Origin of the sequence: Streptomyces sp. NPDC051909 (genome assembly GCF_040681095.1) — a bacterium.
Classification (GTDB): Bacteria; Actinomycetota; Actinomycetes; order Streptomycetales; family Streptomycetaceae; genus Streptomyces.
Genome location: NZ_JBFAYA010000044.1, coordinates 1 through 26,109, shown reverse-complemented (window position 1 = coordinate 26,109; position 26,109 = coordinate 1). Strand labels below are relative to the sequence as shown.

At 70.8% G+C, this 26,109-nt stretch carries 24 protein-coding genes and 1 riboswitch; of the genes, 7 read left to right on the top strand and 17 right to left on the bottom strand.

Features of this window, described 5'->3' with window-relative positions:
* Positions 1 to 136: 136 nt before the first annotated feature.
* From AB0M18_RS34860 to AB0M18_RS34840, 5 genes are all read right to left on the bottom strand, one after another.
* A complete protein-coding gene (locus AB0M18_RS34860) occupies positions 137 to 1,354 on the bottom strand; it encodes a hypothetical protein (RefSeq protein WP_365765211.1) in 1,218 nt (405 codons plus the stop codon).
* A 171-nt stretch (positions 1,355 to 1,525) separates the two neighbouring features.
* Positions 1,526 to 2,548 (bottom strand): NlpC/P60 family protein, encoded by a 1,023-nt coding sequence (locus AB0M18_RS34855; protein WP_365765209.1) that lies wholly within the window; start codon positions 2,546 to 2,548, stop codon positions 1,526 to 1,528.
* A gap of 192 nt (positions 2,549 to 2,740) precedes the next feature.
* Positions 2,741 to 3,769 (bottom strand): NlpC/P60 family protein, encoded by a 1,029-nt coding sequence (locus AB0M18_RS34850; protein ID WP_365765207.1) that lies wholly within the window; start codon positions 3,767 to 3,769, stop codon positions 2,741 to 2,743.
* 256 nt (positions 3,770 to 4,025) lie between these two features.
* Positions 4,026 to 5,390 carry an NYN domain-containing protein gene (locus AB0M18_RS34845; RefSeq protein WP_365765205.1) on the bottom strand — a complete coding sequence of 455 codons (1,365 nt, stop codon included), beginning with the start codon at positions 5,388 to 5,390 and terminating at the stop codon, positions 4,026 to 4,028.
* A gap of 44 nt (positions 5,391 to 5,434) precedes the next feature.
* Entirely contained in the window at positions 5,435 to 5,677 is a 243-nt protein-coding gene (locus AB0M18_RS34840; RefSeq protein ID WP_128976779.1) for a hypothetical protein, read from the bottom strand.
* Between the two features lie 369 nt (positions 5,678 to 6,046).
* Between AB0M18_RS34840 and AB0M18_RS34835 the strand changes: the two genes are divergently transcribed.
* Together AB0M18_RS34835 and AB0M18_RS34830 are read left to right on the top strand one after the other, a co-directional pair.
* Complete coding sequence (locus AB0M18_RS34835) at positions 6,047 to 6,781, top strand: rhomboid family intramembrane serine protease (protein WP_365765203.1); 735 nt, start codon at positions 6,047 to 6,049, stop codon at positions 6,779 to 6,781.
* Positions 6,778 to 7,059 (top strand): Lrp/AsnC ligand binding domain-containing protein, encoded by a 282-nt coding sequence (locus tag AB0M18_RS34830; protein WP_128976777.1) that lies wholly within the window; start codon positions 6,778 to 6,780, stop codon positions 7,057 to 7,059. Before AB0M18_RS34835 ends, AB0M18_RS34830 begins: the two co-directional genes overlap by 4 nt.
* Before the next feature lie 70 nt (positions 7,060 to 7,129).
* Here the strand turns inward: AB0M18_RS34830 and AB0M18_RS34825 are convergent, their stop codons facing one another.
* From AB0M18_RS34825 to AB0M18_RS34800, 6 genes are all read right to left on the bottom strand, one after another.
* Positions 7,130 to 8,524: an aminotransferase class V-fold PLP-dependent enzyme gene (locus AB0M18_RS34825; protein ID WP_365765201.1), complete on the bottom strand. Its 1,395-nt coding sequence runs from the start codon at positions 8,522 to 8,524 to the stop codon at positions 7,130 to 7,132.
* Positions 8,525 to 8,720: 196 nt separating this feature from the next.
* Positions 8,721 to 8,837: riboswitch (SAM riboswitch) on the bottom strand.
* A gap of 87 nt (positions 8,838 to 8,924) precedes the next feature.
* Positions 8,925 to 9,989: an anthranilate phosphoribosyltransferase gene (gene trpD / locus AB0M18_RS34820; RefSeq protein ID WP_365765199.1), complete on the bottom strand. Its 1,065-nt coding sequence runs from the start codon at positions 9,987 to 9,989 to the stop codon at positions 8,925 to 8,927.
* 142 nt (positions 9,990 to 10,131) lie between these two features.
* The gene (locus AB0M18_RS34815) at positions 10,132 to 11,754 is read right to left on the bottom strand and encodes a cytochrome bc complex cytochrome b subunit (RefSeq protein ID WP_365765197.1); all 1,623 of its coding nucleotides are present in this window, start codon (positions 11,752 to 11,754) and stop codon (positions 10,132 to 10,134) included.
* Entirely contained in the window at positions 11,751 to 12,803 is a 1,053-nt protein-coding gene (locus AB0M18_RS34810) for a Rieske 2Fe-2S domain-containing protein (RefSeq protein ID WP_365765195.1), read from the bottom strand. Before AB0M18_RS34810 ends, AB0M18_RS34815 begins: the two co-directional genes overlap by 4 nt.
* On the bottom strand, positions 12,800 to 13,609 hold the full coding sequence (locus AB0M18_RS34805; protein ID WP_365765193.1) for a c-type cytochrome: 810 nt from the start codon (positions 13,607 to 13,609) through the stop codon (positions 12,800 to 12,802). Before AB0M18_RS34805 ends, AB0M18_RS34810 begins: the two co-directional genes overlap by 4 nt.
* 76 nt (positions 13,610 to 13,685) lie before the next feature.
* On the bottom strand, positions 13,686 to 14,306 hold the full coding sequence (locus AB0M18_RS34800; RefSeq protein ID WP_365765191.1) for a heme-copper oxidase subunit III: 621 nt from the start codon (positions 14,304 to 14,306) through the stop codon (positions 13,686 to 13,688).
* Between the two features lie 188 nt (positions 14,307 to 14,494).
* On the opposite strand from AB0M18_RS34800, the gene AB0M18_RS34795 reads away from it, so the two are divergent.
* On the top strand, positions 14,495 to 14,896 hold the full coding sequence (locus AB0M18_RS34795) for a hypothetical protein (RefSeq protein WP_365765189.1): 402 nt from the start codon (positions 14,495 to 14,497) through the stop codon (positions 14,894 to 14,896).
* Between the two features lie 136 nt (positions 14,897 to 15,032).
* Here the strand turns inward: AB0M18_RS34795 and AB0M18_RS34790 are convergent, their stop codons facing one another.
* The 4 genes from AB0M18_RS34790 to coxB form a co-directional block, all read right to left on the bottom strand.
* Entirely contained in the window at positions 15,033 to 16,289 is a 1,257-nt protein-coding gene (locus tag AB0M18_RS34790; protein WP_365765187.1) for an Ig-like domain-containing protein, read from the bottom strand.
* 114 nt (positions 16,290 to 16,403) lie between these two features.
* A complete protein-coding gene (locus AB0M18_RS34785; RefSeq protein ID WP_365765186.1) occupies positions 16,404 to 16,802 on the bottom strand; it encodes a cytochrome c oxidase subunit 4 in 399 nt (132 codons plus the stop codon).
* The gene (gene ctaD, locus AB0M18_RS34780; protein ID WP_365765184.1) at positions 16,799 to 18,535 is read right to left on the bottom strand and encodes a cytochrome c oxidase subunit I; all 1,737 of its coding nucleotides are present in this window, start codon (positions 18,533 to 18,535) and stop codon (positions 16,799 to 16,801) included. Before ctaD ends, AB0M18_RS34785 begins: the two co-directional genes overlap by 4 nt.
* Positions 18,532 to 19,497 carry a cytochrome c oxidase subunit II gene (coxB, locus tag AB0M18_RS34775; protein WP_365765182.1) on the bottom strand — a complete coding sequence of 322 codons (966 nt, stop codon included), beginning with the start codon at positions 19,495 to 19,497 and terminating at the stop codon, positions 18,532 to 18,534. Before coxB ends, ctaD begins: the two co-directional genes overlap by 4 nt.
* A 292-nt stretch (positions 19,498 to 19,789) precedes the next feature.
* Here coxB and AB0M18_RS34770 point away from each other — a divergent pair, with 292 nt between their 5' ends.
* A complete protein-coding gene (locus AB0M18_RS34770; RefSeq protein WP_365765180.1) occupies positions 19,790 to 21,178 on the top strand; it encodes an aminotransferase class V-fold PLP-dependent enzyme in 1,389 nt (462 codons plus the stop codon).
* An 84-nt stretch (positions 21,179 to 21,262) separates the two neighbouring features.
* Here AB0M18_RS34770 and AB0M18_RS34765 read toward each other — a convergent pair whose 3' ends face one another.
* Positions 21,263 to 22,237: a carbohydrate kinase family protein gene (locus AB0M18_RS34765; RefSeq protein WP_365765178.1), complete on the bottom strand. Its 975-nt coding sequence runs from the start codon at positions 22,235 to 22,237 to the stop codon at positions 21,263 to 21,265.
* Positions 22,238 to 22,369: 132 nt separating this feature from the next.
* On the opposite strand from AB0M18_RS34765, the gene AB0M18_RS34760 reads away from it, so the two are divergent.
* Entirely contained in the window at positions 22,370 to 22,576 is a 207-nt protein-coding gene (locus AB0M18_RS34760) for a hypothetical protein (protein ID WP_365765176.1), read from the top strand.
* A gap of 105 nt (positions 22,577 to 22,681) precedes the next feature.
* The gene (locus tag AB0M18_RS34755; protein ID WP_365765174.1) at positions 22,682 to 24,184 is read left to right on the top strand and encodes a hypothetical protein; all 1,503 of its coding nucleotides are present in this window, start codon (positions 22,682 to 22,684) and stop codon (positions 24,182 to 24,184) included.
* A gap of 82 nt (positions 24,185 to 24,266) precedes the next feature.
* Here AB0M18_RS34755 and AB0M18_RS34750 read toward each other — a convergent pair whose 3' ends face one another.
* Positions 24,267 to 24,623, bottom strand: coding sequence for an iron-sulfur cluster assembly accessory protein (locus AB0M18_RS34750; protein WP_019885637.1), 357 nt, complete (start codon positions 24,621 to 24,623; stop codon positions 24,267 to 24,269).
* A 253-nt stretch (positions 24,624 to 24,876) separates the two neighbouring features.
* Here AB0M18_RS34750 and nadA point away from each other — a divergent pair, with 253 nt between their 5' ends.
* Positions 24,877 to 26,055 (top strand): quinolinate synthase NadA, encoded by a 1,179-nt coding sequence (gene nadA, locus AB0M18_RS34745; RefSeq protein ID WP_365765171.1) that lies wholly within the window; start codon positions 24,877 to 24,879, stop codon positions 26,053 to 26,055.
* The last annotated feature ends 54 nt before the right edge of the window (positions 26,056 to 26,109 follow it).

The following is a 26,109-nucleotide window of genomic DNA, read 5'->3' as shown; positions in this document are numbered from 1 at the left end:
CAAGGCGGAGGAGGGAAGCGATGCGGTGGGGGCACCTCCCCGGCCGCAAGGCCGAGGGGGACATCGGCGACCGACGACAACGCGGCGAGGCGCGGCGCCGGGCGTCGGGAGCCCGGCAAGATCCGGAAGACACGGCCTAGCCCAGCAGCCGGTCCGCCAGATACGCCCGCCAGTCCGCGGTGAACTGCTCCGGCGTGGTGTCCAGGACCTCCCTCAGGGCCTTCTCCACCGCGCCCTCGCGCCGCGGGTGGGCGCCGACGGCCCGGTAGAAGTCGGTCAGCCCCGTCTCGCCCCAGCGGTCGGCGACCATCGCGCAGGCCAGCCAGCCGCTCTCGTAGGCGCGGGCCATCGCCTCGCCGTCGCCGCCGAAGGCGAACTCCTTGTCGTCCGGCAGCCCCGGCGGGGTGTCCCCGGCGCGCACCGCGCGGGCCAGCTCGGGGGCGGCCTGGGCGGGGGTGCGGCCGGTGCCGCGGTAGGCGACCCAGTCGGCGAAGCCCTCGGAGAGCCAGACGGGGGTGGCCGGGGTGGTCTGGGCGCGGGTGGCGACATGGGTGGTCTCGTGGGTGAGCACGAAGCCGCGGCCGAAGTCGCCGAGCACGCCGTACGCCTCCGGGTTGACGATCACCCGGTCCGCGGGCGCCTTCGGGCCGCCGCCGATCTGGCCGGTGGTGACGGCGGCGATCCCCCGGTACGAGGCGGCGGGCGCGCCGAGCAGCCCGCCCATCGCGTCCACCGAGGCCGGGACGAGCACCACGACGCGGCCGGCCCAGGGCGAGGGCCAGGCCGAGCCGACGGCCGGCACCGCGCGGTCGGCGGCGTCGGCGATCTCACGCAGCCGCTGCCGGCTCTGGCCCACCCCGAGAACCAGGCTCCGGTGCCCCGTCACGGTCGTGACCTCGCCCTGCTGCCACAACTGCTGCGGGGCGCCCTCGGCGGGGCGGTCACCGGTGACGTACCAGCGACCGTCCCTCTCGGCGAGGTCGAGGACGCGCTCGGTGGTGGCGGGCCCGGAGTCGTAGCCCTTGATGCGGTAGCCGAACTCGGCCCTGGCGGTGGCCCGCCCGGCGCCGGCCGGGTCGACGTCGGTGACCCGGTAGTCGACTCCGCCGAGCGGGATGCTGGCGAGCCGCTCGAACTCGGTGCGCGCGGCCGGTACGAGGGCGGGGTCCAGGTCGGCGAGATAGCCGGCCTCGTCCCGGCCGAGCAGCGCGGCGGCGTGCCGGTCGAGCAGCCCCTGCACCTCGGCCCGCCCCGGCGCCCCCGCCCCGGGGTCGGCGCAGCCGGCGAGGACGAGCAGCCCGGCCAGCAGCCCCGCCACCGCCCCGCGCCGCACGCGCCCGCCCTGACCTGCCATCCCACGATCGTACGGGGCGCCGAAGGGGCGCGCCGGGGGATCGGAACCGAGCGCGCGGAGCCCGCGAGGGACGAGTGGGCGAGCACGCACGGGCCGGTGAGCCCGGCTCAGGCGCCCTGGAGGCGAGCGGCAAAGGGGAGGGGCGGCTCAGGAAAGGGACCGGAATCCGTCTCAGACCCGGGTGACCGTCACGTTCGACATCATGTTCACCGGGTCGTAGCGGACCCGGGCGCCCGGATAGGGGGCGTGGATGACCTGGCCGTTGCCGGCGTAGATCGCGACGTGGCTGGCGTCGCTGCGGTACGTGACGAGGTCGCCCGGCTGCGCCTGCGAGAGCGGGATGCGACGGCCGGCGCCGCGCTGGGCCTGCGAGGTGCGGGGCAGGGCGATGCCGGCCTTGCGGTACGACCAGACCATCAGGCCCGAGCAGTCGAAGGCGTTCGGGCCGGTCGCGCCCCACACGTAGGGGCGGCCGATCGCACTGCGCGCGGCGATCACCGCGGCGGCGGCCCGCGAGGGGCCGAGGTCGCCGAGCGGCGGCAACTCCTCGTCGAAGGCCTCGCGGCCGGAGCGGGAGGCCCGCTCGAAGCCCGCCCGCTCGTCGGCGGTGAGCGAGGCGAGCACCCGGCGGGCCTCGGCGAGCTTGTGCTCGACGGTGCGCTTGTGGCGGGCCACCTCGCGGCGGCTGCGGTCGAGTTCGGTGAGCGCCCGGCTCGCCTCGGTGCGCTGCTGGCCGAGCCGGCGCAGCTCGCGGTGGAGTTCGCCGAGGGCGGCGCCCTGCCGGGCGGTGACCCGGTCGAGGGCGGAGGCCCGGTCGAGGTAGCTGTCCGGGTCGGAGGAGAGCAGCAGCGCGAGGGCGGGGTCGATGCCGCCGGAGCGGTACTGCGCGCCGGCCACCGAACCGAGCGCGCCGCGCATCCGGTTGATCCGCTCCTGGGCGCGGGCCAGGCCGTCCTGGGCCTGGGAGACGGTCCTGCGCAGCCGGTCGGCCTGCTCGTCGGCCCGGTTGTAGCCCTCGGCGGCCCGCTCGGCCTCCTCGAAGAGCCGGTCGACGGTGGCGCGGGTGGCCCGGGTGGTCTCGGGGGTGGCGCCGCCCGGGTCGGCGTGCGCGGGGACGGCGCCGAGTGCCGTGGCCGCGGTGGCCGCGGCTGCGGTGAGGACGGTGACCCTGGCGGGTCGTCGGTGGGACGCCACGGATCGCGCTCCGTTCGGCTGGTCGGACTGGCGGGCCGACAGTAGCCGCTGATCGATCCCTGTCCAACGAAGGTGCCGGGCACGCAAAGTGACGCCCCACCGGAGACCACAAGGTCACCGGCGGGGCGTCACGTCAGTCCAGGATCCGACGAACCACCCGTTCGGAGGGCGGGTAGGGCCTGTCGCGTCGCGTCAGACGCGGACGCCGAACTGGAAGGTGCCCATGTAGTCCATCGACTCGTAGCGGACCACGGCGCCCGGCTTCGGGGCGTGCAGGATGGTGTTGTTGCCCGCGTACAGACCCACGTGCGAAAGGCTGTTGAAGAAGACCAGGTCGCCCGGCTTGAGCTGGCTGCGGCCGATCTTCACGCCGTCGTTCTGCTGGGTGTAGGTGGTGCGGGTGAGGGTGACGCCGGCCTGGCGGTAGGCCCACTGCGTCAGTCCGGAGCAGTCGTACGAGTTGGGGCCCTCGGCGCCGGAGACGTACGGCTTGCCGAGCTGGGTGGCGGCGGCGCTGAGCGCGGCGGCGCCGCGCTGCGAGGCCGGCACCTCGTTGCCGAGGTTGACGCGGTCGCCGGCGGCGCGGCTGGCGCGCTGCTCGTCTTCCTGGATCTTGGCGCGCTCGGCGGCGGTCAGCGTGTTGAGGAGCTTGCGGGCCTCGGCCAGCTTCTCCTGGGACTTCTTCTTCTTCTCGCCGAGGGTCTTGCGGACGTCCTCGAGGTCGGCGAGCTTCGTCGTCGCCTCGGCGCGCTGCTGGGCGAGGGTGCGCTGCTTGGCCTGGATCGACTGCAGCACGTCGGCCTGCTTGGCGCCGAGCTGGTCGATCGCGGACGCCTTGTCGAGGTAGGTGTCCGGGTCCGAGGAGAGGAAGAGCTGGAGCGCCGGGTCGATGCCGCCGGAGCGGTACTGCGCGGTGGCGACCGAACCGATCTGCCCGCGCAGGGTGTTGAGCTCCTGCTGGCCGCGCGCCACCTTGTCCTGAAGGGCGCTGATCTCCTTCTGCAGCTTCCCGCGGCGCTCGTCGGCGAGGTTGGCCTGCTCGGTGGCGACCTCGGCCTCTTCCTGGAGCGCGTGGACCTTCGACTTGACGTCGTCGATCTTCGGCTTCGGGGCCGCCTGGGCACCGACCTGGGCGGAGAGGGCGACCGCCGCGGCGGCGGTCGTGGTGAGCACGGTCACACGGGTGCGGCTCGGCTGCTTGGGACGACGGTGGGACGCCACGGGGGCGATCTCCTTCTTCCTCGAGCCGCCCAGCCGTTCGGCGGCAGGCGGGACCAACGCTGACACCCCGGATGGATGATCAACCGTGCGAAGGTTCGAGCCCCGACCCTAGTGACCATCTTGTGATCAGTTCAAATCCCAACGGCCAAAATCTCGCCGTCGCGACAACTTATTTACCGACATCACACGGGCAGCAATGGTCACTTGACCCTGCGTGGATCACAAAAAGGACATGCCGGATGTGCGTGACAAGATGTCACGTCAGGCGCGAAAGCCGCTTCAGCAACAAGGCGGACGCGACCGGCCGCGCACCGGACTTGGCGACCCCGTCGGCCACCTCGCGGTCGGTGGAGACCACCACGACCGGCCGGCCCGGCGGCTCCGCCCGTACCAGCTGGCGGATCAACTCGTCCGCCGTGACACCGGGCTTGGAGAAGAGCACCCGGACCCCGCGCGGCGGGGCGAGCAGCACCGGCGCCGCCAGCTCGGCGCCGTCGAAGACACAGGTGACCTCGGCGCCCGAGCGGGCCGCGAGCGCGGAGAGCCCGCCGAGCAGCCGCAGCCGCTGCTTCTCGAGGGGCATCGTCGGATAGCCGGTCTTGGTGACGTTGTAGCCGTCCACCACCAGGTGCGCCTGGGGCAGTTCGAGCAGCTGGTCGAGGAGGGCCGGGTCGGTCTCGGACAGCGCGCGGGCCGCGATGTCCTTCGGCGACATCCGGCCGGGCTCGACCGCGTCCACGGTGTCCGCCGGATGCATCGACACCGGCGGCAGGGCGAGTTCGCGGCGCAGCCCCTGGGCGGCGTCGAGCACGGTGTCCAGCAGCAGCCGCAGCCGCATGTCCTCCACCGAGCGCCCCTCGCGGGCGGCCCGGCGGCTCGCCTCCAGGGCGGCCTCGACCTCGCCGAGCCGGGCCTTGAGCCGCCGGCTCTCGCTCTCGGCGGCCGACACCTGGGCGGCGGCCTCGGTACGCGTGGTGTCGATCTCCGCCTGCGCCTTGCGCAGCGCGGCCTCGCCGCGCTTCACGTCGCTCAGCGCGCTGCGCAGCTTCCGGTGAAGCGATTCGCCGTCCTTGCGGGCGGCCTCCAGGTCGCGGCGCAGCTGTTCGGTCTCGGTCCTGGCGCGCTCCCTGGCGACCGTGACCTCCTCGCGCAGCCGCTCCAGCTCGCGCCGGCCGGCCTCGTCGGCGCGCTCGGCGTCGGCGCGCTCGGCCTCCTCGCCGGCGGCGGCGACCAGCTTGCCCCAGCCGGCCGGGCGCAGCACATAGGCGGCCGCGGCCACGTCGACCGGGTCGGCGGCGCCGGGCGGGGCGCCGGCCTCGACGGAACCGGCGAGCTCGGGCTGCGCCTCCTTGAAGCGCTCGCCGATCCGCTGCCGGAACAGCGGATCGCTCTCCAGGGCGGCAGCCATCGCGTTCCCGGCGAACTTGGCGCGCCGGGAGGCGGTGAAGCGGGCGTACTGGCGCAGCGGGGCGGGCAGCTCGGCGACGGTCAGCCCGCCGAAGGCGTCGGCGACGAGCGCGACGACCTTGCGGCGCACGGCCTCGGGCAGCGGCCGGTCGAGCGCCTCGGCGGCGTCGTCCGCCGAGCCCGCCGGCCGATCACCGTGCGCGGGCTGCTCCACGATCCGTCACCCACTCCCTAGTCTCGCCCTCGCCGGGCCGCTCCTCAGGAAGCGGCGCCCGGCCTGTCCACCAATTCGATCTGGTCCACCGCGTTGCACCAGCGGCAGCGGACCGACTCGATGGTCTCACTGACCACCTCGCGCTCCTCGACCTTCGGCTCTCCGGCGAGGTCCAGATGGACGTACTCGACGACCTTCGACGAGCGGGTCACGTCGAAGCGGGTCAGATTGCCGCAGAGGGTGCAGCGCCAGCGGGTCTCGGCGGTCGGCAGGGGAACCGTCGTCATCGTTGCCGTCCTCTTTCCGTACGAGGCTCAGTGTGAGGCTGTATACGAGGTGTCACGGGCCCGCGGTGCGCCGTCGAACAGCGGGAGTATGCCAGGGCCTGCCCGGCGGGTCAGGGTCGGAAGGCCGCGGCGTCTGGTGCTTGGGGTCTCCCCAGGCCCGCCAGGGCCGAGGGGAAGCATCGCAAGGCGCCGGAGCGTCTCGATAGCGGAGCTATCGGGGCGTTTCGGCAACGCGGCGAGGTGCCGTGCCAGGCGACGCGGACCCGGCCATGATTTGCCGGGCAGGCCCTAACCCTACGGCCTCCCGGGTACCCCGCGTCACGGCGAGGCACTCTGTCCAGGTGGGCCCCGGTACGCCATGATCTGTCCATGATCGACTGGCGGGGCGCGGCCCTCGGCGCCTGGCGCGGCGCGCGGAACGGGCCGACGGTGACGTACGGCATCATCGCGTGCTGCGTGCTGCTGTTCGCCGTGAGCCCGGTGTCGGGCCTCAACCCGGTGTACGGCACGGGTGACACGCTGCTCGCGGCGCAGAGCACGTACTTCCAGCGCTGGGGCGTGGTCCCGGCGGACCTGATCCGGGCCGAGCCACGCGCCCTGCTCACCCCGCTGACTGCGCTCTTCGTGCACGGCAGCTGGCTGCACCTGCTGGGGAACATGCTGTTCCTCTACGTGTTCGGGGCGATGGCCGAGGACCGGATGGGCCCGGTCGCGTACGGGCTGTTCTATCTGGGGGTGGGCGTGCTCGCGCTGACCGGATACGCGGTGGCGCACGCCGACAGCGCGCAGACCCTGGTCGGGGCGTCGGGGGCGATCTCGGGGGTGCTCGGCGCCTTCCTCTATCTCTTCCCGCGCTCGCGGGTGACCAGCCTGTTCCCCTTCCTCTTCTTCCTGCCGCTGCGCTTCCCGGCCTGGATCGTGCTGATCTTCTGGTTCGTGCTGCAGTGGCTGGCGGCGCGCTCGGCGGGGGCGGGTCCGGGGGTGGCGTACCTGGCGCACGTGATCGGCTTCGCGCTCGGCTTCCTCTACGCGTGGGCGCGGTACAGGGGTGGGGATACAGTGAAGCCACCAGCCGCGGCCATCGAGGGAGAAAGCCAGCCGTGATCACCGCGATCGTGCTCATCAAGACCAGCGTGGACCGCATCCCCGAGATCGCCGAGGCGATCGCCGCGATCGACTCCGTCAGCGAGGTCTTCTCCGTCACCGGCACCTACGACCTGATCGCCATGGTCCGGGTGGGACGCCACGACGACCTGGCCGACATCATCCCGGGCCAGATCTCGAAGATCCCGGGCGTCGAGGCCACCGACACCCATGTCGCCTTCCGCGCCTACTCCCAGCACGAGCTGGACGCGGCCTTCGCCATCGGCCTGGAGTCGTAGCACCCGCTGCTCAGCGGTGAAGCCGGCCTCTCCCCCGCGGGAGGCCGGCTTCACCCGTTCGTGTGGCTGGTCAGCCGCGGTCGGGGACGCAGCGGCCGTCCTCGGTGCGGTACTTCCACCGGGCGCCGTCGCGCACCAGCGCCTTGACCGCGCCGACGAATCGCTCGACGTGCTCGTCGGGGGTGCCGGCGCCGAAGCTGACGCGGATCGCGTTGAGGGACCTCTCGCCCGGGGCCGCCTCGGGGGCGCCGCACTCGCCCGGGTCCTGCCGGTCGCTGCCGAGCAGCGTGCGCACCAGCGGGTGGGCGCAGAAGAGGCCGTCGCGGACGCCGATGCCGTACTCGGCGGAGAGCGCGGCCGCGAAGTGGGAGCTGTTCCAGCCCTCGACGACGAAGGAGATGACGCCCACGCGGGGCGCGTCGTCGCCGAAGAGGGAGAGCACGCGGACCTCGGGGACCTCGGCGAGGCCCGCGCGGACGGTGGCGATGAGGTGCCGCTCGCGGGCGACGAGGGAGTCGAAGCCGGCCTCGGTGAGCGCCTTGCAGGCGGAGGCGATCGAGTAGACGCCGATGACGTTCGGCGAACCGGCCTCGTGCCGGGCCGCGGTGGTGTGCCACTCCACGTCGACACCGCCGTCGGCCCGACGGGCCACCTTGCGGGACGCGCCGCCGCCCGCGAGGTAGGGCTCGGATTCCTGCAGCCAGTCGGCGCGGCCGGCGAGGACGCCGGAGCCGAACGGGGCGTACAGCTTGTGCCCGGAGAAGGCGACCCAGTCGACGCCCGACTCCCGTACGGAGACGGGGTGGTGGGGGGCCAGCTGGGCGGCGTCCAGGACGATCCGCGCGCCGTGCGCGTGTGCGGCGGCGGCGAGTTCGCGCACCGGCCACAGCTCGCCGGTGACGTTGGAGGCGCCGGTCACGCAGACCAGGGCGGGGCCGTGAGGGTCACGGTCGGCGAGCGCGCGCTCCAGGGTCTCGACGGCCTGCTGCGGGGTGCGGGGCGCGTTGAGGTAGGTGACCTGGGCGTCGCGCCAGGGCAGCAGCGAGGCGTGGTGCTCGGTCTCGAAGACGAAGACCTGGCAGTCGGCCGGGATCACGGCGGCGAGCAGGTTGAGCGAGTCGGTGGTGGAGCGGGTGAAGACGACCTGGTCGCCGGGGCGGCAGTCGAGGAACTCGGCGACGGTGGCGCGGCTGTTCTCGAAGAGGTCGGTGGAGAGCTGCGAGAGGTAGCCGGCCCCGCGGTGGACGCTGCCGTAGTACGGGGCGTAGGCGGCGACGTCGTCCCAGACGCGCTGCAGGGCCGGGGCGCTGGCGGCGTAGTCGAGCGCCGCGTAGGTGACCTCGCCGCCGGTGACGAGCGGGACGGTGACGTCGCGGCCGAGGACCGGCAGCGGGGCTGCGCAGCAGGGGTCGGCGGACTCGGTGGCGGAAGCGGTGGCGGTGGCGGCGTTCGGGCATGCGGACATGACGGTGTCTCCCGGCATAAAAAGGGCGCGAAAAGGCGTGAAAGGGCCCGCGGGGCAGCAGCGCGCGAAGCAGCGCGGACAGAGGTGCCGCACACGGGTGGTGAAGGGGAAAGAGGGGCCGAGGGGCCCTAACGCATTCGCTTGCTCACGAGACAACGCTCCCTAGAGGACCAAGGACCCCAGGGTGTGGCGCAGGGGTCCGCGCTTGCCGCAGGCTTCTGCTCGTACGGCCTGGTCTTCACCCGGGGCACCCCGCCACGGACGGAGGGTTGCCGGACAGCCGGCCGGGGCCTTGCAGCTGTCACTCATGACCTGTTCCAGAACCTATGCCAGACGATCACGACGCCGCAACCCCGTCCCGGCATCCGGGACGGGGTCGCGATCCGCCGTTCCTGTGCCGTCAGGCGTTGCTGGCGGCGATCCACCGCTCCAGGGTGCGGCGCGCGGCCCCCGAGTCGATGGACTCCGCGGCCCGGTCCATGCCGGCCCGCAGCTGCTCCGCAAGGGTGCCCTCGCCCGGCTCCAGGGCGGTCAGCGCGGCCGCCGAGTTGAGCAGCACGGCGTCCCGGACCGGTCCGGTCTCCCCCGCGAGCAGGCGCCGGGCGACATCGGCGTTGTACGAGGGGTCCCCACCGCGCAGGGCGTCGAGCGGCACCGGGGTGATGCCGACCTCGCGCGGGTCGAAGCGCTCCTCGCGCACGGCGCCGTCCCGGACCACCCACACCCGGGACGTGCCGGTGGTGGTCAGCTCGTCCAGGCCGTCGTCGCCGCGGAAGACCAGGGCGGAGTTGCCGCGCTCGGCGAGCACCCCGGCCACGATCGGGGCCATCCGCGGGTCGGCGACGCCGACGGCCTGGGCCCGTACCTTCGCCGGGTTGGTCAGCGGGCCGAGCACGTTGAAGGTGGTGCGGATGCCGAGCTGGCCGCGGGCGGCGGCGACGTGCCGCAGCGAGGGGTGGAACCGCACCGCGAAGCACATGGTGATCCCGGCCTCTTCGGCGACCTCGGCGACCCGCCGCGGGGTGAGGTCGAGGTTGATGCCGAGCTTCTCCAGGACGTCGGAGGAGCCGGAGGCGGAGGACGCGGCGCGGTTGCCGTGCTTGACGACCTTGACGCCGGTGCCGGCCACGACGATGGCGGACATCGTGGAGATGTTCACCGTCTTGGCCCCGTCGCCGCCGGTGCCCACGATGTCGACGGCGGGGCCGGGCACGTCGATGACATTGGCGTGCTCGTACATCGTGCGGACCAGGCCGGAGATCTCCGCGACGGTCTCGCCCTTGGCGCGCAGCGCCACCATGAATCCGGCGATCTGCGCGTCGGTGGCCTCGCCGCGCATGATCAGGTCCATCGCCCAGGCGGTGTCGTCGGCGGACAGGTCCCGGCCTTCGAGGAGTCCGTTCAGGAGGACGGGCCAGGAGCGGCCCGCCGCGGTGTCGCCTCCAGCGGGGTTCACAGCGCTCATGACAGCTCCTGGTGCGTTCGTGTCCACGTAAGGGATCGGGTGATCCCACCCTATCCATCCACGGGGACGGCAAAGAGCCCCGTCCATCGAATGGACGGGGCTCCCGCTGTGGCGACCTGGAAGGTCAGGTGTTCAGTGGCGATCAGTGGTGGCCGTGGCCGCTCTCGATCTCCTTGAACTCCTCGACGGTCGGCTTGAGGACCTGGTTGTCGTCGGCGTAGTAACCCCGGTTGAGCTTGACCCGGAGCTTCTGCATGCGTCCGATCTTGCGCTCCACACCGTTCTCGTCGACGGCCGGCGGCAGCTCGGCCGGCTCGTACTGCTCGTGCGCGGTGAGCTTGTAGCGCTCGCCCTGGCTGAGCGGGGTGTGGACCTCGACGAACTCACCGTGCGGCAGGCGCTTGATGATGCCGGACTCACGCCCGTGCAGCACCTTGTCCTTGTCCCGGCGCTGGAGGCCGAGGCAGATCCGCTTGGTGACGATGAACGCGATGACCGGGCCGACGAAGAAGAAGATCCGCACGAACCAGGTGATCGAGTTGATCGACAGGTAGAAGTGGGTCGCCCAGAGGTCGTTTCCACCACCGATGAGCATGATCATGTACGCGGTGATCCAGGCGACACCGAAGGCGGTGCGCGTCGGAGCGTTGCGCGGGCGCTGCGCGATGTGGTGCTCGCGCTTGTCGCCGGTGATCCAGGACTCGATGAACGGGTAGACCGCGATGGCCGCCAGGACGAGCGGGAAGATCACCAGCGGGATGAAGACACCCAGGACCAGCGTGTGGCCCCACAGGTTGATCTCCCAGCCCGGCATGACACGGATCAGACCCTCGGCGAAGCCCATGTACCAGTCGGGCTGGGCGCCGGTGGACACCTGGTCCGGGCGGTACGGGCCGATGGCCCAGATCGGGTTGATCGAGGCGAGCGCCGCGATGACCGCGATGACACCGAAGACCAGGAAGAAGAAGCCTCCGGCCTTCGCCATGTACACCGGCAGCAGCGGCATGCCGACGACGTTCTTGTTCGTACGGCCGGGGCCCTCGAAGTGCGTGTGCTTGTGGACGAACACCAGGATGAGGTGCGCGACCACCAGGCCGAGCATGATGCCCGGGAGCAGCAGCACGTGCGCCGAGTAGAACCGGGCGACGAAGTCGCCGCCGGGGAACTCGCCGCCGAACAGGAACATCGAGAGGTACGTGCCGACGATCGGCACGGACAGGATCGCGCCCTGCATGAAGCGCACACCGGTGCCGGAGAGCAGGTCGTCCGGGAGCGAGTAACCGGTGAAACCGGTGAACATGCCCAGGAAGAACAGCAGGAAGCCGAACAGCCAGTTGATCTCACGCGGCTTGCGGAACGCGCCGGTGAAGAACACGCGCATCATGTGCACGAACATGCCGGCGAGGAAGATCAGCGCCGCCCAGTGGTGGATCTGCCGGATCAGCAGACCACCGCGCACCTCGAACGAGATGTGCATGGTCGAGTTGAACGCCTCGGACATGAGCTGTCCCTGGAGCGGGACGTACGGTCCGACGTACTCCACCTCGTTCATCGACGGGTGGAAGAACAGCGTCAGGTAGACACCCGTCAGGATGATGATGAGGAAGCTGTAGAGGCAGACCTCGCCCAGCATGAAGGACCAGTGGTCCGGGAAGATCTTCCGCATGTTGGCCTTGGCCAGCGTGTAGATCCCCAGGCGTCCGTCGGCCCAGTCGGCGATCCGCTCACCGGCGGGCGCCTTCTTCGTATTCGTCACAGTGCTCATCCGCGCTCCCAGAAGGCAGGACCGACGGGCTCTTCGAAGTCGCTGTGCGCTTCGAGGAAGCCCTTGTCGTTCACGCCGATCCGCAGCTGCGGGAGGGCGTGGCCGGCCGGGCCGAAGATGACGCGGGCGCCGTCGGACAGGTCGAAGGTGGACTGGTGGCACGGGCACAGCACGTGGTGCGTCTGCTGCTCGTACAGGGAGATCGGGCAGCCGACGTGGGTGCAGATCTTCGAGAAGGCGACGATGCCGTCGTGCGACCACTCGAGCTCGCGCTTGTCCTTGATGTCCTCCGGCTGGATCCGGACGATCATCAGGGCGGCCTTGGCGATCTCGGTCTGGAAGTCGTGGTCGTGCTCCTCCAGGCCCTCGGGCTTGGCGAACGTCAGCGAACCGACGGCGACGTCCTCGGGACGCAGCGGCTCGTTGGTGTTCATGTTGATGAGCAGCTTGCCCTTGGTCCACAGGGTGGAGCGGAGCTTCTTCTCGGGCAGCGGGCCCATGTCACGCAGCAGCACGACGCCGGAGAGCGGCACCAGGGCCAGCGCACCGAAGAGCGTGTTGCGGATCAGCTTGCGGCGGCCGAAGCCGGACTCGGCGGCACCGGCCGCGAAGTCCGCCATGACCTTCGCCTTGACCTCGGGCGTGGCCTCGATCGGGTGACGGTCGTCGGCCACCTCGACGTCGGACATCAGGGTGCGGGCCCAGTGGACCGCGCCGGCGCCGATGAAGAACAGCGCCGCACCGAGGGTCAGACCCAGGGCGAAGTTGAGCGCGGACACCCGGCCGAAGGGCCAGATGTACACGATCTGGTCGACCGGGAAGATCACGTACGAGGCGATGAAGCCGATCGTGGCCAGCATCGACAGCGTGAACATGAAGGCGATCGCGCGCTCGGACCGCTTGGCGGCCCGCTCGTCGATGTCCTGGATGCGCGGCTTGTGGGGCGGAAGGCCCGGGTCGGCGAACGGGTCGTCGGCGACCTTCACCGCGCCGTGCGCGGTGGCCTGCTCGGTCGGCAGGTTCTCTTCTGGATTCTCTTGGGTACTCATGACTTCTTGGCCTTAGCGGTGTGGGCCGCGACCCAGATGGCAACTGCGATCAGTGCGCCCAGTCCGAAGACCCACGCGAACAGGCCCTCGCTGACGGGGCCGAGGCCACCGAGCTTGAGACCGCCCGGGTTGTCGGCCTTGTCGCTGTTCACGGCCTGGACGTAGGCGATGATGTCCTTCTTCTGCTTCTCCGGCATCGTCGTGTCGGGGAAGGAGGGCATGTTCTGCGGGCCGGTCTGCATGGCCTCGTAGAGGTGCTTCGGGTCCACGCCCTCGAGGTTCGGCGCGTACTTGCCGTAGGTCAGCGCGCCGCCCTCGCCGGTGAAGTTGTGGCACTGGGCACAGTTGGAGCGGAACAGTTCGCCACCCTTGGCGATGTCTGCGCCCTCGGGGCTGTACTGGCCTTCCTTCGGCGTGATCGGGCCGGCTCCGAGGGAGGCGACGTACGCCGCGAGCTGGTCGATCTCAGCCTGCGTGTAGACGACCGGCTTCTTCGGGGCCTGGGGGCTCGGCTGCTGCGCGGGCATACGGCCGGTGCCGACCTGGAAGTCCACCGCCGCCGAACCGACGCCGACCAGGGACGGGCCGTCAGAGGTGCCCTGACCGCCGGTTCCGTGGCAGCTGGCACAGCCGACGGCGTAGAGCTTCTGGCCCTCCTCGATGGCGAGGGACTGGGCGGTTTCATCGGCCTTCGCCGTGCCCGCGGGTGCGAACGCGGCGTACAGCCCCCCAGTTGCCGCCAGCGCGAGGAGTAGGACGACGACCGCCGCCAGCGGATGGCGTCGTCGTGCGGAGAGCTTTTTCACGGATTACCCCGGTGTCAGGATCTTCTGCGTCGATGCTTGCTGGATGTGTCTCGGTCCGCCGGGAGGCGGAGCCCGATTACTTGATCAGGTAGATCGTGGCGAAGAGGCCGATCCAGACGACATCGACGAAGTGCCAGTAGTAGGACACGACGATGGCGGCGGTTGCCTGCTCGTGAGTGAACCTCCTGGCGGCGTACGTCCGGCCGAGGACCAGCAGGAAGGCGATGAGACCGCCCGTCACGTGCAGGCCGTGGAAGCCGGTGGTCAGGTAGAACACGGAGCCGTACGGGTCGGAGGACAGCGACAGGCCGTCCGCCTTCACCAGCTCGGTGTACTCGAAGACCTGGCCGCCGATGAAGATCGAGCCCATCACGAACGTGAGGATGAACCACGCCCGGAGCTTCTTCACGTCGCCCCGCTCGGCGGCGAAGACGCCGAGCTGGCAGGTGAGGGAGGAGAGCACCAGGATCGTGGTGTTCGTCGCCGAGAACGGAAGGTTCAGGGCGTCGGCCTGTTCCGTCCAGTACTCGGCGCCCATCACGGATCGCAGGGTGAAGTACATCGCGAAGAGGGCCGCGAAGAACATCAGCTCGGAACTCAGCCAGATGATGGTTCCGACGCTGGTGAGGTTCGGTCGATTGACCGACGGGTGCGCGTGCCCGGTTTCTACTGTCGTTACTGTCGCCACGACCGACATTATGTCGGTCGCTTATCCCGCCCTCACTCCGGGGGGTGCCGTTCGGAGTGTCCGGGGCGCGTGTCCTGCCCGAACGGCCCATCGGAGGGCCCCTCCGCCACCCTTCGAACAGGTGTTGAACGGGTGTTGACGGGATGTGGACCGGAGTAGCATCCGCGCCAACGACCGACCACCTTCACGGAGGAACGATGCAGTCGAGCGCCACGGTCCTGGTCTACAGCGACGACGCGAACACCCGCGCGCAGGTCCGCCTCGCGGCCGGGCGCAGGCCCGCCGCCGATGTTCCCCCGGTCGAGTTCGTGGAGTGCGCGACGTTGCCGGCGGTGCTCGACGCGCTGGACGCGGGCGGCATCGACGCGTGCGTGCTCGACGGCGAGGCCGTCCCGGCCGGCGGCATGGGCGTGTGCCGGCAGATCAAGGACGAGGTCTTCCGCTGCCCGCCGGTGCTGCTGCTCATCGGCCGCCCGCAGGACGCCTGGCTGGCCACCTGGAGCCGCGCGGACGCCGCGGTCACCCTTCCGGTGGAACCGGTCGAGTTCGCGGCGTCCCTGGCGGGCCTGCTGCGCTCGCGCCTGTCGATCGACGCGTAGCCCTGGCCGGGCCGGCGAGTGAGCCGAAGGGCGCCGCAGGTGCCGAAAGGAAGAGCGCGCGGAGGCCTGAGGGACGAAGGCCGAGCACGGTCGACCGTCGGCGCCTGCTGAAGGCGCCCGGAGGTGAACCGAGCCGCTAGAGAGAAGGCCGCAGTCTCGCCTTCGCGTCCTCGGTGGCCGTGGGGTCGCCCTTCTCGGCCACCAGGGCGCTGCCTGTGCGCCACTTGTCCCAGGCGAGGTTCCAGTCGCCGAAGCCGTTGCCGAAGGTGTCCATCATCTCGCCCTCGCTGTTGACGACGCGGACGATGTCGCCTGGGCGCACGTTCTCGTAGAACCAGGCCGCGTTGCTGGTCGACATGCCGACACAGCCGTGGCTGACGTTGGCGACGCCCTGGGAGCCCACCGACCAGGGGGCGGCGTGCACGTACTCGCCGCTCCAGGTGACCCGGGTGGCGTAGTAGACGGGCAGGTCGTACGAGTCGGAGCTGCCCTCCGCGATGCCGATGCTGGTGCCCCGCATCCGGACGTAGTACTCCTTGCCGAGCACCACTTTGATCCCGTTACGGGTGGAGAAGCCCGGCTTTCCGGTGGTGACCGGAATGGTGTTGATCACTTCTCCGTTGCGGCGCACCGTCATCTGGTGGGAGCCGGCGTCCGCGACGGCCTCGATGCGGTCGCCGATGGTGAGCTTCAGCGGCTTGGACGCGCCGCCGTAGAGCTTGTCGCCGACCTTGAGGCCGTCCAGGTTGCCGGTGACCGTGACGGTCGCGCCGGTGGGCCAGTAATCCTTCGGACGGAAGTGCAGCTTCTTGTCGTCCACCCAGTACCAGGAGCCCTGCACGGCCGGGGTGGAGCGGACCTTGAGGGCCCGTTCGACCACGGCGCGGGCCGCCTTGTCCTTCACCGGGAGGCTCAGCTCGGCGGTGATGGGCTGTCCGACGCCGTACGTGCCCGCCTCGGGGCCGAACGCGACGGTGAGGGCCCGCTTGGCCGGGGCGGTCTCGAAGGTGAACGTACGGGCTCCCCGGGCGCCGTCCTCGTCCTCGGTGGCCACCCGGACGGTGTAGCGGGCGCCGGCCGCCAGCGCGGCCGTGGAGCGCCACTTCTGGCCGTCTGCGGTGAGTTCGCCCGCCAGGTGGTGCCCTGCCTCGTCGGTGGCGGTGACGTCGGTGATCCGCCCGTCGTCGCCCTTGGCGGTGATCTCCAGGGGCTTCTCGGGGTCGGCCTTCTTCCCGTCGCCGGGGGTGTTGAAGGCGATCTGGTCCGCCGCGTCGAAGGGCGTCGCCGACAGCGGATGGTCCCCGCCGCCCGCGCACGCCGTGACGCCCGCCGTGACGGAGAGGGCCAGAAGAGTGCAGCTCAGAACAGTCCGAATGCGCGGCGTGTCGTTCATGACCTCACGCTAAGAACAATCCTCGCGCGCGGCGCGCCGGGCGTGCCAAAAGAGGGGCCCGGCCGCTTCGTCGGAACGAAGTGACCGGGCCCCTCGGGGTGTTACGGGGTGCTGCTACTGGTTCTGGTTCTCACCGCGGTAGAACTCGAAGACCCAGCCGAAGATGCCGACCAGGATGAACGGCGCCGAGAAGTACAGCAGCCACCAGCCGATGGCGATGCCCGCGAAGGCGAGCGCGCCACCCGTGGCCAGCAGAAGCGGCTGCCAGCTGTGCGGGGCGAAGAAGCCCAGCTCGCCGGCCTCGTCCGCGACGTCGGCCTCCTTGTCGTCCTGCGCCAGCTTGTCGACCCGCCTGGCCGTGAAGGTCAGGTAGTAGCCGACCATGATGCACAGGCCGAACGTCATGAAGAGCGCCGCCGTACCGGCCGGCTCCTTCGCCCACACGCCATAGAGGATCGTCATGGCGAGGACGAAGACGCTGAGCCAGATGAACATCTTGCCCTGGATCTTCACTTGCCGGCCTCCTTGCCACCGGTGAGGGCCGCCACCTCTTCGGGCTTGTTCTCGAGCTGGTCGAGAGCCGCGATCTCAGGGTGGTGCAGGTCGAACGCCGGGGATTCGGAACGAATCTTGGGCAGGGTGAGGAAGTTGTGCCGCGGCGGCGGGCAGGAGGTCGCCCACTCGAGCGAGCGGCCGTAGCCCCACGGGTCGTCGACCTCGACCTTCTTGCCGTACTTGGCGGTCTTCCAGACGTTGTAGAAGAACGGCAGGATCGACAGACCGAGCAGGAACGAGGAGATCGACGAGATCGAGTTCAGCACCGTGAAGCCGTCGGCCTCCAGGTAGTCCGCGTAACGACGCGGCATGCCCTCGGCGCCCAGCCAGTGCTGCACCAGGAACGTGCCGTGGAAGCCCACGAACAGCGTCCAGAAGGTCATCTTGCCGAGGCGCTCGTCCAGCATCTTGCCGGTGAACTTCGGCCACCAGAAGTGGAAGCCGGAGAACATCGCGAAGACCACGGTGCCGAAGATGACGTAGTGGAAGTGCGCCACGACGAAGTACGAGTCGGAGACGTGGAAGTCCATCGGGGGCGAGGCCAGGATGACGCCGGTCAGACCACCGAAGGTGAAGGTGATCAGGAAGCCGACGGCCCACAGCATCGGGGTCTCGAAGGACAGTGAGCCCTTCCACATCGTTCCGATCCAGTTGAAGAACTTCACGCCGGTCGGTACGGCGATGAGGAACGTCATGAAGGAGAAGAACGGCAGGAGCACGCCACCGGTGACGTACATGTGGTGAGCCCACACGGTCACGGACAGACCGGCGATCGCGATGGTCGCGGCCACCAGACCGATGTAGCCGAACATCGGCTTGCGGCTGAAGACCGGGATGACCTCGGAGATGATGCCGAAGAACGGCAGGGCGATGATGTACACCTCGGGGTGGCCGAAGAACCAGAAGAGGTGCTGCCACAGCAGGGCGCCGCCGTTGGAGGCGTCGAAGACGTGGGCACCGAACTTCCGGTCCGCCTCCAGGGCGAACAGCGCGGCCGCGAGCACCGGGAAGACGATGAGCGCCAGCACGGCGGTCAGCAGCACGTTCCAGGTGAAGATCGGCATGCGGAACATCGTCATGCCCGGAGCGCGCATGCAGATGATCGTGGTGATGAAGTTGACCGAGCCGAGGATCGTACCGAAGCCGGACAGGGCCAGACCCATGATGCCCATGTCGGCGCCGATGCCCGGCGAGTGCACCGCGTCGGACAGCGGCGCGTACATGAACCAGCCGAAGCTGGGCGCGCCGCTCGGGGTGAGGAAGGCGGCCGCGGCGATCAGCGAGCCGAGCAGGTACAGCCAGTAGGCGAACATGTTCAGTCGCGGGAACGCCACATCGGGGGCACCGATCTGCAGCGGCATGATCCAGTTCGCGAAGCCGGCGAACAGCGGCGTCGCGAACATCAGCAGCATGATCAGGCCGTGCATGGTGAACGCCTGGTTGAACTGCTCGTTCGACATGATCTGCGTGCCGGGGCGGGCCAGCTCCGCGCGCATGAAGAGCGCGATGACGCCGCCGATGCAGAAGAACGCGAACGACGTGACCATGTACATGGTGCCGATGGTCTTGTGGTCGGTGGTGGTCAGCCACTTCACCACCACGTTGCCGGGCTGCTTGCGGCGTACCGGAAGCTCGTTCTCGTACGAGTCCTCAGCCGCGGCCGCACCCTGGGGTTCGTTGAGGATGCTCACAGTTGGTTGCTCTCCGCATTCCTGGCCGGGTCCGTCTGCTCGATGCCGGACGGGATGTAGCCGGTCTGCCCCTTCTCCGCCAGCTCCTTCAGGTGCTGCTGGTAGCGCTCCGGAGAGACCACCTTGACGTTGAAGAGCATCCGGGAGTGGTCGACACCGCAGAGCTCGGCGCACTTGCCGAGGAATGTGCCTTCCTGCGTCGGGACGACCTCGAAGGCGTTGGTGTGACCCGGGATGACGTCCTGCTTCATGAGGAAGGGGACCACCCAGAAGGAGTGGATGACGTCACGCGAGGTCAGAACGAAGCGGACCCGCTCGCCCTTCGGCAGCCACAGGGTCGGGCCCGGGTTGCCGGTCTGCGGGTTCCGGGTGCCGGGGATGCCGGCGTCGTAGACGCCGCCCGCGTTGTCCGGGAACGCGTCCTTGTACTTGTCCGGAATCGCCGCGAGGTTCGGGGCCGTCTTGGCGTTGCCCTTCACACCGGGGACGTCCTCGATGTAGTTGAAGCCCCAGCTCCACTGGTAGCCGACCACGTTGACCGTGTGCGGCGGCTTCGGGGTGAGCTCGAGGAGCTTGGCCTCGTCGCGCGCGGTGAAGTAGAAGAGCACCGACACGATGATGAGCGGGGTGACCGTGTACAGCGCCTCGATCGGCATGTTGTACCGGGTCTGCGAAGGTACCTCGACCTTGGTGCGGCTGCGCCGGTGGAACATGGCGGCCCACAGGATGAGGCCCCAGACCAGGATGCCCACGATGAGGGCGGCGGCCCAGGAGCCCTGCCAGAGGGAGAGGATCCGCGGAGCCTCTTCCGTGACGGGGGTGGGCATGCCAAGGCGGGGGAAGTCTTCCCAGTTGTACGAGCAACCGGTGGCTGTCGCCAGGATCAGGCCCGCAGTCAGCACCTGCGGCAGCTTCCGCCGCATCGGGCGCCGCGACGAGCGGTCGGAGCCGTTGGGACTCACGTAGCGCCTTCCCGAGAGTCTCGGCCCGCATAGGTCGGCTGCCACGGCCGTCCGTCTCGCTGGTCGGTCGCCGCCCCGGCCGCGGGCAGGGGTTTGGATGTTTATGCGGACCAAACCCTACTGGACGCTATTTGGGGTCGCGCGGGGAGGGTGCCCAACGCGCCGTCCGAGTCCCCGAAGGGGTGGACTCCCGGGTTCCGGGCGGGGGTCCGACAGGGCCGATCGGCGGTGCGGGCCGGGCTTCTGACGGGGCATCGCGGACCGGCCGGGACGGCGGGGATAGCGTGGGCGGATGCCGTACTTCGACGCCGCGTCCGCGGCTCCGCTGCACCCCGTGGCCCGTCAGGCGCTGCTCGCCTCGCTGGACGAGGGCTGGGCCGATCCGGCCCGGCTGTACCGGGAGGGGCGGCGGGCCCGGCTGCTGCTCGACGCCGCCCGGGAGGCCGCGGCGGAGGCGGTGGGCTGTCGGCCCGACGAGCTCGTGTTCACTCCTTCGGGGACGCGCGCGGTTCACGCCGGGATCTCCGGGGCGCTCGCCGGGCGTCGGCGTGTCGGGGACCGGCTCGTGGTGTCGGCGGTCGAACACTCCTCCGTACTGCACGCCGGCGAGTCGCACGCGGCGGCGGGCGGCACGGTGGCCGAGGTGCCGGTGGGGCGGTCCGGCGCGGTGGACCCGGCGGTCTTCGCGGCGGCGCTCGACTCCCGTACCGCCCTGGCCTGTCTGCAGTCCGCCAATCACGAGGTGGGCACCGAGCAGCCGGTGGCCGAGGTGGCCGGGGCCTGCGCGGCGGCCGGGGTGCCGCTGCTCGTGGACGCGGCGCAGTCCCTCGCCTGGGGGCCGGTGCCGGCGGGCTGGTCGCTGCTCGCGGCGAGCGCGCACAAGTGGGGCGGGCCCTCGGGGGTGGGACTGCTCGCGGTGCGCAAGGGTGTCCGGTTCGCCCCGCAAGGTCCGGCGGACGAGCGGGAGTCGGGGCGGGCGCCGGGCTTCGAGAACCTGCCGGGGATCGTGGCGGCGGCGGCCTCGCTGCGGGCGGTACGGGCGGAGGCGGCGGCCGAGTCGGCGCGGCTGCGGGCGCTCGTGGACCGGATCCGGGCGCGGGTGCCGGAGCTGGTGCCGGACGTGGAGGTGGTGGGCGACCCGGTGCGCCGGCTGCCCCATCTCGTCACCTTCTCCTGTCTCTATGTCGACGGGGAGACCCTGCTGTCGGAGCTGGACCGGGAGGGTTTCTCCGTTTCGTCCGGTTCGTCGTGCACGAGTTCGACGCTGACGCCGAGCCATGTGCTGCGCGCGATGGGGGTGCTGAGCGAGGGGAACGTCCGGGTGTCGCTGCCGGCCGGTACGACGGAGGAGGACGTGGACCGCTTCCTCGCGGTGCTGCCCGGGGTGGTGGCCGGCGTGCGCGACCGGCTCGGCGCCCCGGCGGCGATGTTCGAGACGCCGGTGGAGACGGCCGGCACCCTGCTGGTCGACGCGCTCGGCCGGCGCTGCCCGATCCCGGTGATCGAGCTGGCCAAGGTCATCGGCGACGTCCCGGTGGGCGGCACGGTGACGGTGCTCTCGGACGACGAGGCGGCCCGGCTCGACATCCCGGCCTGGTGCGAGATGCGCGGTCAGGAGTACGTGGGCGAGGAGCCCTCGCCGAAGGGCGGCACGGCGTACGTGGTGCGGCGGGTGGCCTGACGGCGCCGGAGCCCCGGGGCGCGCGGCCCCGGGGCTCCGGTGTGACGGTGTGCGGCGCGCGGTGCGCCTCGGCGACCGTACGGATCAGGCCAGGTGCGCCTGGACCTCGGCGGCGGCCTCGTCGCCGTAGGCCTTGGTGAAGCGGTCCATGAAGTGGGCGCGGCGCAGGGTGTACTCCTGGGTGCCCAGGGTCTCGATCACCAGGGTGGCGAGCATGCAGCCGACCTGCGCGGCGCGCTCCAGGCCGACGCCCCAGGACAGACCGGTCAGGAAACCGGCGCGGAAGGCGTCGCCGACACCGGTCGGGTCGACCTTGGCCTCCTCCTCGGGGCAGCCGACCTCGATCGGGTCCTCGCCGGAGCGCTCGATGCGCACGCCGCGGGAGCCGAGGGTGGTGATGCGGTGCCCGACACGGCCGAGGATCTCCTCCTCGGTCCAGCCGGTCTTCGACTCGATGAGGCCCTTCTCGTACTCGTTGGAGAAGAGGTAGGTCGCCCCGTCCATGAGGGTGCGGATCTCCTCGCCGTCCATGCGCGCGATCTGCTGCGAGAAGTCGGCGGCGAAGGGGATCTCGCGGGTCCGGCACTCCTCGGTGTGGCGCAGCATCGCCTCGGGGTCGTCGGCGCCGATGAGGACCAGGTCGAGGCCGCCCACACGGTCGGCGACGGCCTTGAGCTCGATCAGCCGGGCCTCGCTCATGGCGCCGGTGTAGAAGGAGCCGATCTGGTTGTGGTCCTTGTCCGTGGTGCACACGAAGCGGGCGGTGTGCAGGACCTCGGAGATGCGGACGGAGCCGGTGTCCACGCCGTGCCGGTCGAGCCAGGCGCGGTACTCGTCGAAGTCGAAGCCGGCCGCGCCGACCAGCACCGGGCGGCCGCCGAGCTGCCCCATGCCGAAGGAGATGTTCGCCGCGACGCCACCCCGGCGGACGTCGAGGTTGTCCACGAGGAACGACAGAGAGACCGTGTGGAGCTGGTCCGCCACGAGCTGGTCGGCGAACCGGCCCGGGAAGGTCATGAGGTGGTCGGTGGCGATGGAGCCGGTGACTGCGATACGCACGGCTGAACGCTCCTGTGGAAAGGGACGGCGATGACAGTTCACGCTACCGGGTGGAAAGGGTGAAGCCGAACAGTGGAAACTACCCCAGAGTAGGGCTTTTCCCCGAAGCCGGACCGTGCGTACGGTGCCGCCATGACCACGTACCCCGCTCCTCGTGAGCACCAGGAGTCCGAGTTCAGCCTTGCGGAGCTGTGCGGTGACGGCGCGCGGATGGCCCCGCACTGGGTGACGCCCGCCGCCCCGTCGGCCGATCCGGTCTCCCCCGCACTGATCCACGGCGTCCGGGTCCCGGCGGACTCGGCCCGGCTGATCGCGGCCACCGCGGAGTACGGGGCGTAGGGCCCGTCCGGCGGATCAGGGGGCTGACCCGCGGGGAACCGTCCGGGCGCCGCTCCCGTCCCAGAGGTGTCTTCCGCAGGGATGCCACATCTGGAGGAGCGCGCGGTGAGCAGCAGTACGGAGACGGAGAACCGGCCGAGGAAGCGCGGCCCGCTTCTCGTCGCCTCGGTGGCGGCGGGGGTGCTCCTCGTGGGCGGCGGGGGCGTGTACTACGCCGCGACCGCGTCGGGCGACGGCAGCACGGCCGGCGCGGGTGAGGCGAAGGACGCGGGCGCCGCTCCCCCGCCGTTGAAGCTGGGCGGCACGGACACCGGCGGTCCGGGAATCGCCCCGGGTGAACCCGACCCGGGCGGCGGTCCGAACGGCACCGTCTATCGAGCCAAGGGTCCGCTCCCCCAGGGGCCCTCCTCGGCCGCGGTCCACCGGCCCGAGGGCCGGGTCACCTCGGCGGAGGTGACCCGGCTGGCCGAGGCGCTCGGCCTCGCGGGCGAGCCGCGGCTCGTCGGCGAGGTGTGGCGGCTCGACCCGGAGAAGGACACGGCGGGGCTGCGGCTGGACGTGTCCGCGAAGGCGCCGGGCAGCTGGACGCTCAGCCGGTACGACGGCGGCCCGGTCGGCGACTCCTGCCTCAAGGGCAAGGCCTGTCCGCCACCGGGCGAGGCCAAGCCTCCGACGGGCGGCGGTTCTCCGGTGAGCGAGGCGGCGGCCAGGGCGGCCGCGGCCCCGGTCCTGAAGGCGATCGGCCAGGACGCCGCCAAGGTGGACGCGAGCCAGGTGATGAACGGCTCGGAGCGGGTGGTGAACGCCGACCCGGTGGTGGGCGGTCTGCCCACCTACGGCTGGTCGACCGGCCTCCACATCGGCCCGGACGGCTCCGTGACGGCGGGCAGCGGACGTCTGAAGGAGCCCGCGAAGGGCGACACCTATCCGGTGGTCGGCGCGGAGAAGGCGCTGGCCGAGCTGAACGAGGCCTCGAAGGGCACCGGCCCGATCGGGATCGGCGGCTGCGCCACGGATCCGCCGGCGAGCACGGACGGGCAACCGGGCGGAAAGCCGGGCCTGCCGGGCGACGCGCCCTGCCAGACCACGGTCGACACCGCTCCCCCGACCGTGGTGGAGGTGACCGGGGCACGCTTCGGTCTGGCCGCGCAGTACGTGGACGGGGAACAGGTGCTCGTGCCGGCGTGGCTCTTCGAGGCGCGGGCGAAGGCGGACGCGAAGCCGTACACGGTGGTGCGGACGGCGGTGGACGCGCGCTATCTGGCCCCGCCGGCCGCCTCGAAGCCCGCGCCGAACCCCACGCCGGAGCCCACGCCGCCGCCGGACCAGGGCACGGCGCCGGTCCGGCAGATCACCTCGTTCACGACGGCCCCGGACGGCCGGAAGCTGTCGGTGACCTTCTGGGGCGGGGTGTGCAGCGACTACACGGTGACGGCCGAGGAGAGTCCGCGGCAGGTCGTGGTGCGGATCGCGGAGAAGGCCAAGGAGCCGGGGCGGGCCTGCATCATGATGGCCGTCGAGATCACCCGTACGGTGACGCTCCAGGCGCCGCTGGGTGACCGCCCGGTGGTGGACGGGGCGAGCAACGAGGCGGTGCCGCGGCCGTAGGGCGCCCGTACCGACGGCGGAACACGCGAGAGGGTGGCACCCGGAGTCCGGGTGCCACCCTCTCGCGCATCTGGCGCCAGGCTTAGCTGAAGCTGTCGCCGCAGGCGCAGGAACCCGTCGCGTTCGGGTTGTCGATCGTGAAGCCCTGCTTCTCGATGGTGTCGACGAAGTCGATCGAGGCGCCGCCCAGGTACGGAGCGCTCATGCGGTCGGTGACGACCTTGACGCCGCCGAAGTCCTTGACGACGTCGCCGTCGAGCGAGCGCTCGTCGAAGAACAGCTGGTAACGCAGGCCGGAGCAGCCACCGGGCTGAACGGCGACGCGCAGCGCCAGGTCGTCACGGCCTTCCTGGTCGAGCAGGGCCTTGACCTTGGCCGCGGCGGCGTCGGACAGGAGGATGCCGTCGCTGACAGTGGTCTTCTCGTCCGATACGGACATCTGCTTCTCTCCCGGGTTGGTACGGAGACTGCTTGCCGACGGTTGCAACCGGCGGGGCCCCGGATTCATTCCGGGCCGAGGCCTGTCTTTCCCTGTCCATGCTCGCACACCGCGTCCGGAGACGCGGAAGGCGAATGCGTCACATCGACACTATGGACATCGTCAAAGTGACATGAACCGGTTATGATAGATAACGTCATTTAGACGAAAAGGCTTTTCGAGGCTCACCGTAGAAGTAGAAAGGGTGCGTGACGTGACCACCGCCCAGCCCTTGGACGTCCAGCCGACGCCGCTCGCCCTCCTCCTGCTCGGCCGCGAGGCCGACCCGAAGAGCGAGCGCGGCGTGGAGTGCCCCGGCGACCTCCCGTCGCCCTCCGACCCGGACCTGGTGGAGCGCGCCCGCGCCGCCAAGGAGAAGCTCGGGGACAAGGTCTTCGTCCTCGGGCACCACTACCAGCGCGACGAGGTCATCCAGTTCGCCGACGTCACCGGCGACTCCTTCAAGCTCGCCCGTGACGCCGCCGCCAAGCCGGAGGCCGAGTACATCGTCTTCTGCGGCGTGCACTTCATGGCCGAGTCGGCGGACATCCTGACCGGCGACGACCAGAAGGTCGTCCTGCCGGACCTCGCCGCGGGCTGCTCGATGGCCGACATGGCCACCGCCGAGCAGGTCGCCGAGTGCTGGGACGTGCTGACCGAGGCCGGCATCGCCGAGCAGGTCGTGCCCGTCTCGTACATGAACTCCTCCGCCGACATCAAGGCCTTCACCGGCAAGCACGGCGGCACCATCTGCACCTCGTCCAACGCGAAGAAGGCCCTGGACTGGGCCTTCGAGCAGGGCGAGAAGGTGCTGTTCCTGCCGGACCAGCACCTGGGCCGCAACACCGCCGTCCGCGACATGGGCATGTCCCTGGACGACTGCGTGGTCTACAACCCGCACAAGCCGAACGGCGGCCTGACCGCCGAGGAGCTGCGCGGCGCGAAGATGATCCTGTGGCGGGGCCACTGCTCGGTGCACGGCCGCTTCAGCCTGGACTCGGTGAACGACGTGCGCGAGCGCATCCCGGGCGTCAACGTGCTCGTCCACCCCGAGTGCAAGCACGAGGTCGTCGCCGCGGCGGACCACGTGGGCTCGACGGAGTACATCATCAAGACCCTGGAGGCGGCCCCGGCCGGCTCGAAGTGGGCGATCGGCACCGAGCTGAACCTGGTGAAGCGCCTCGCCGACCGCTTCGCCCCGGAGGGCAAGGAGGTCGTCTTCCTGGACAGGACGGTCTGCTTCTGCTCGACCATGAACCGCATCGACCTGCCGCACCTGGTGTGGGCGCTCGAGTCGCTGGCCGAGGGCAACCTGGTCAACCGGATCCAGGTCGACAAGGAGACGGAGGCGTTCGCGAAGCTCGCGCTCGAGCGGATGCTGGCGCTGCCGTAACGATTCCTCGTACGGGCGAAGGGGTGGGCCCCCGCGCAGTGCGCGGGGGCCCAC

Excerpts from the sequence above, each read along its gene's own strand:
- AB0M18_RS34860 (WP_365765211.1), bottom strand. The coding sequence starts at position 1,354 with ATGGCAGGTCAGGGCGGGCGCGTGCGGCGCGGGGCGGTGGCGGGGCTG.
- trpD (WP_365765199.1), bottom strand. The coding sequence starts at position 9,989 with ATGAGCGCTGTGAACCCCGCTGGAGGCGACACCGCGGCGGGCCGCTCC.
- AB0M18_RS34835 (WP_365765203.1), top strand. The coding sequence starts at position 6,047 with ATGATCGACTGGCGGGGCGCGGCCCTCGGCGCCTGGCGCGGCGCGCGG.
- AB0M18_RS34795 (WP_365765189.1), top strand. The coding sequence starts at position 14,495 with ATGCAGTCGAGCGCCACGGTCCTGGTCTACAGCGACGACGCGAACACC.
- AB0M18_RS34770 (WP_365765180.1), top strand. The coding sequence starts at position 19,790 with ATGCCGTACTTCGACGCCGCGTCCGCGGCTCCGCTGCACCCCGTGGCC.
- AB0M18_RS34825 (WP_365765201.1), bottom strand. The coding sequence starts at position 8,524 with ATGTCCGCATGCCCGAACGCCGCCACCGCCACCGCTTCCGCCACCGAG.
- AB0M18_RS34790 (WP_365765187.1), bottom strand. The coding sequence starts at position 16,289 with ATGAACGACACGCCGCGCATTCGGACTGTTCTGAGCTGCACTCTTCTG.
- AB0M18_RS34810 (WP_365765195.1), bottom strand. The coding sequence starts at position 12,803 with ATGAGTACCCAAGAGAATCCAGAAGAGAACCTGCCGACCGAGCAGGCC.
- AB0M18_RS34840 (WP_128976779.1), bottom strand. The coding sequence starts at position 5,677 with ATGACGACGGTTCCCCTGCCGACCGCCGAGACCCGCTGGCGCTGCACC.
- AB0M18_RS34760 (WP_365765176.1), top strand. The coding sequence starts at position 22,370 with ATGACCACGTACCCCGCTCCTCGTGAGCACCAGGAGTCCGAGTTCAGC.
- AB0M18_RS34750 (WP_019885637.1), bottom strand. The coding sequence starts at position 24,623 with ATGTCCGTATCGGACGAGAAGACCACTGTCAGCGACGGCATCCTCCTG.
- AB0M18_RS34815 (WP_365765197.1), bottom strand. The coding sequence starts at position 11,754 with ATGAGCACTGTGACGAATACGAAGAAGGCGCCCGCCGGTGAGCGGATC.
- AB0M18_RS34800 (WP_365765191.1), bottom strand. The coding sequence starts at position 14,306 with ATGTCGGTCGTGGCGACAGTAACGACAGTAGAAACCGGGCACGCGCAC.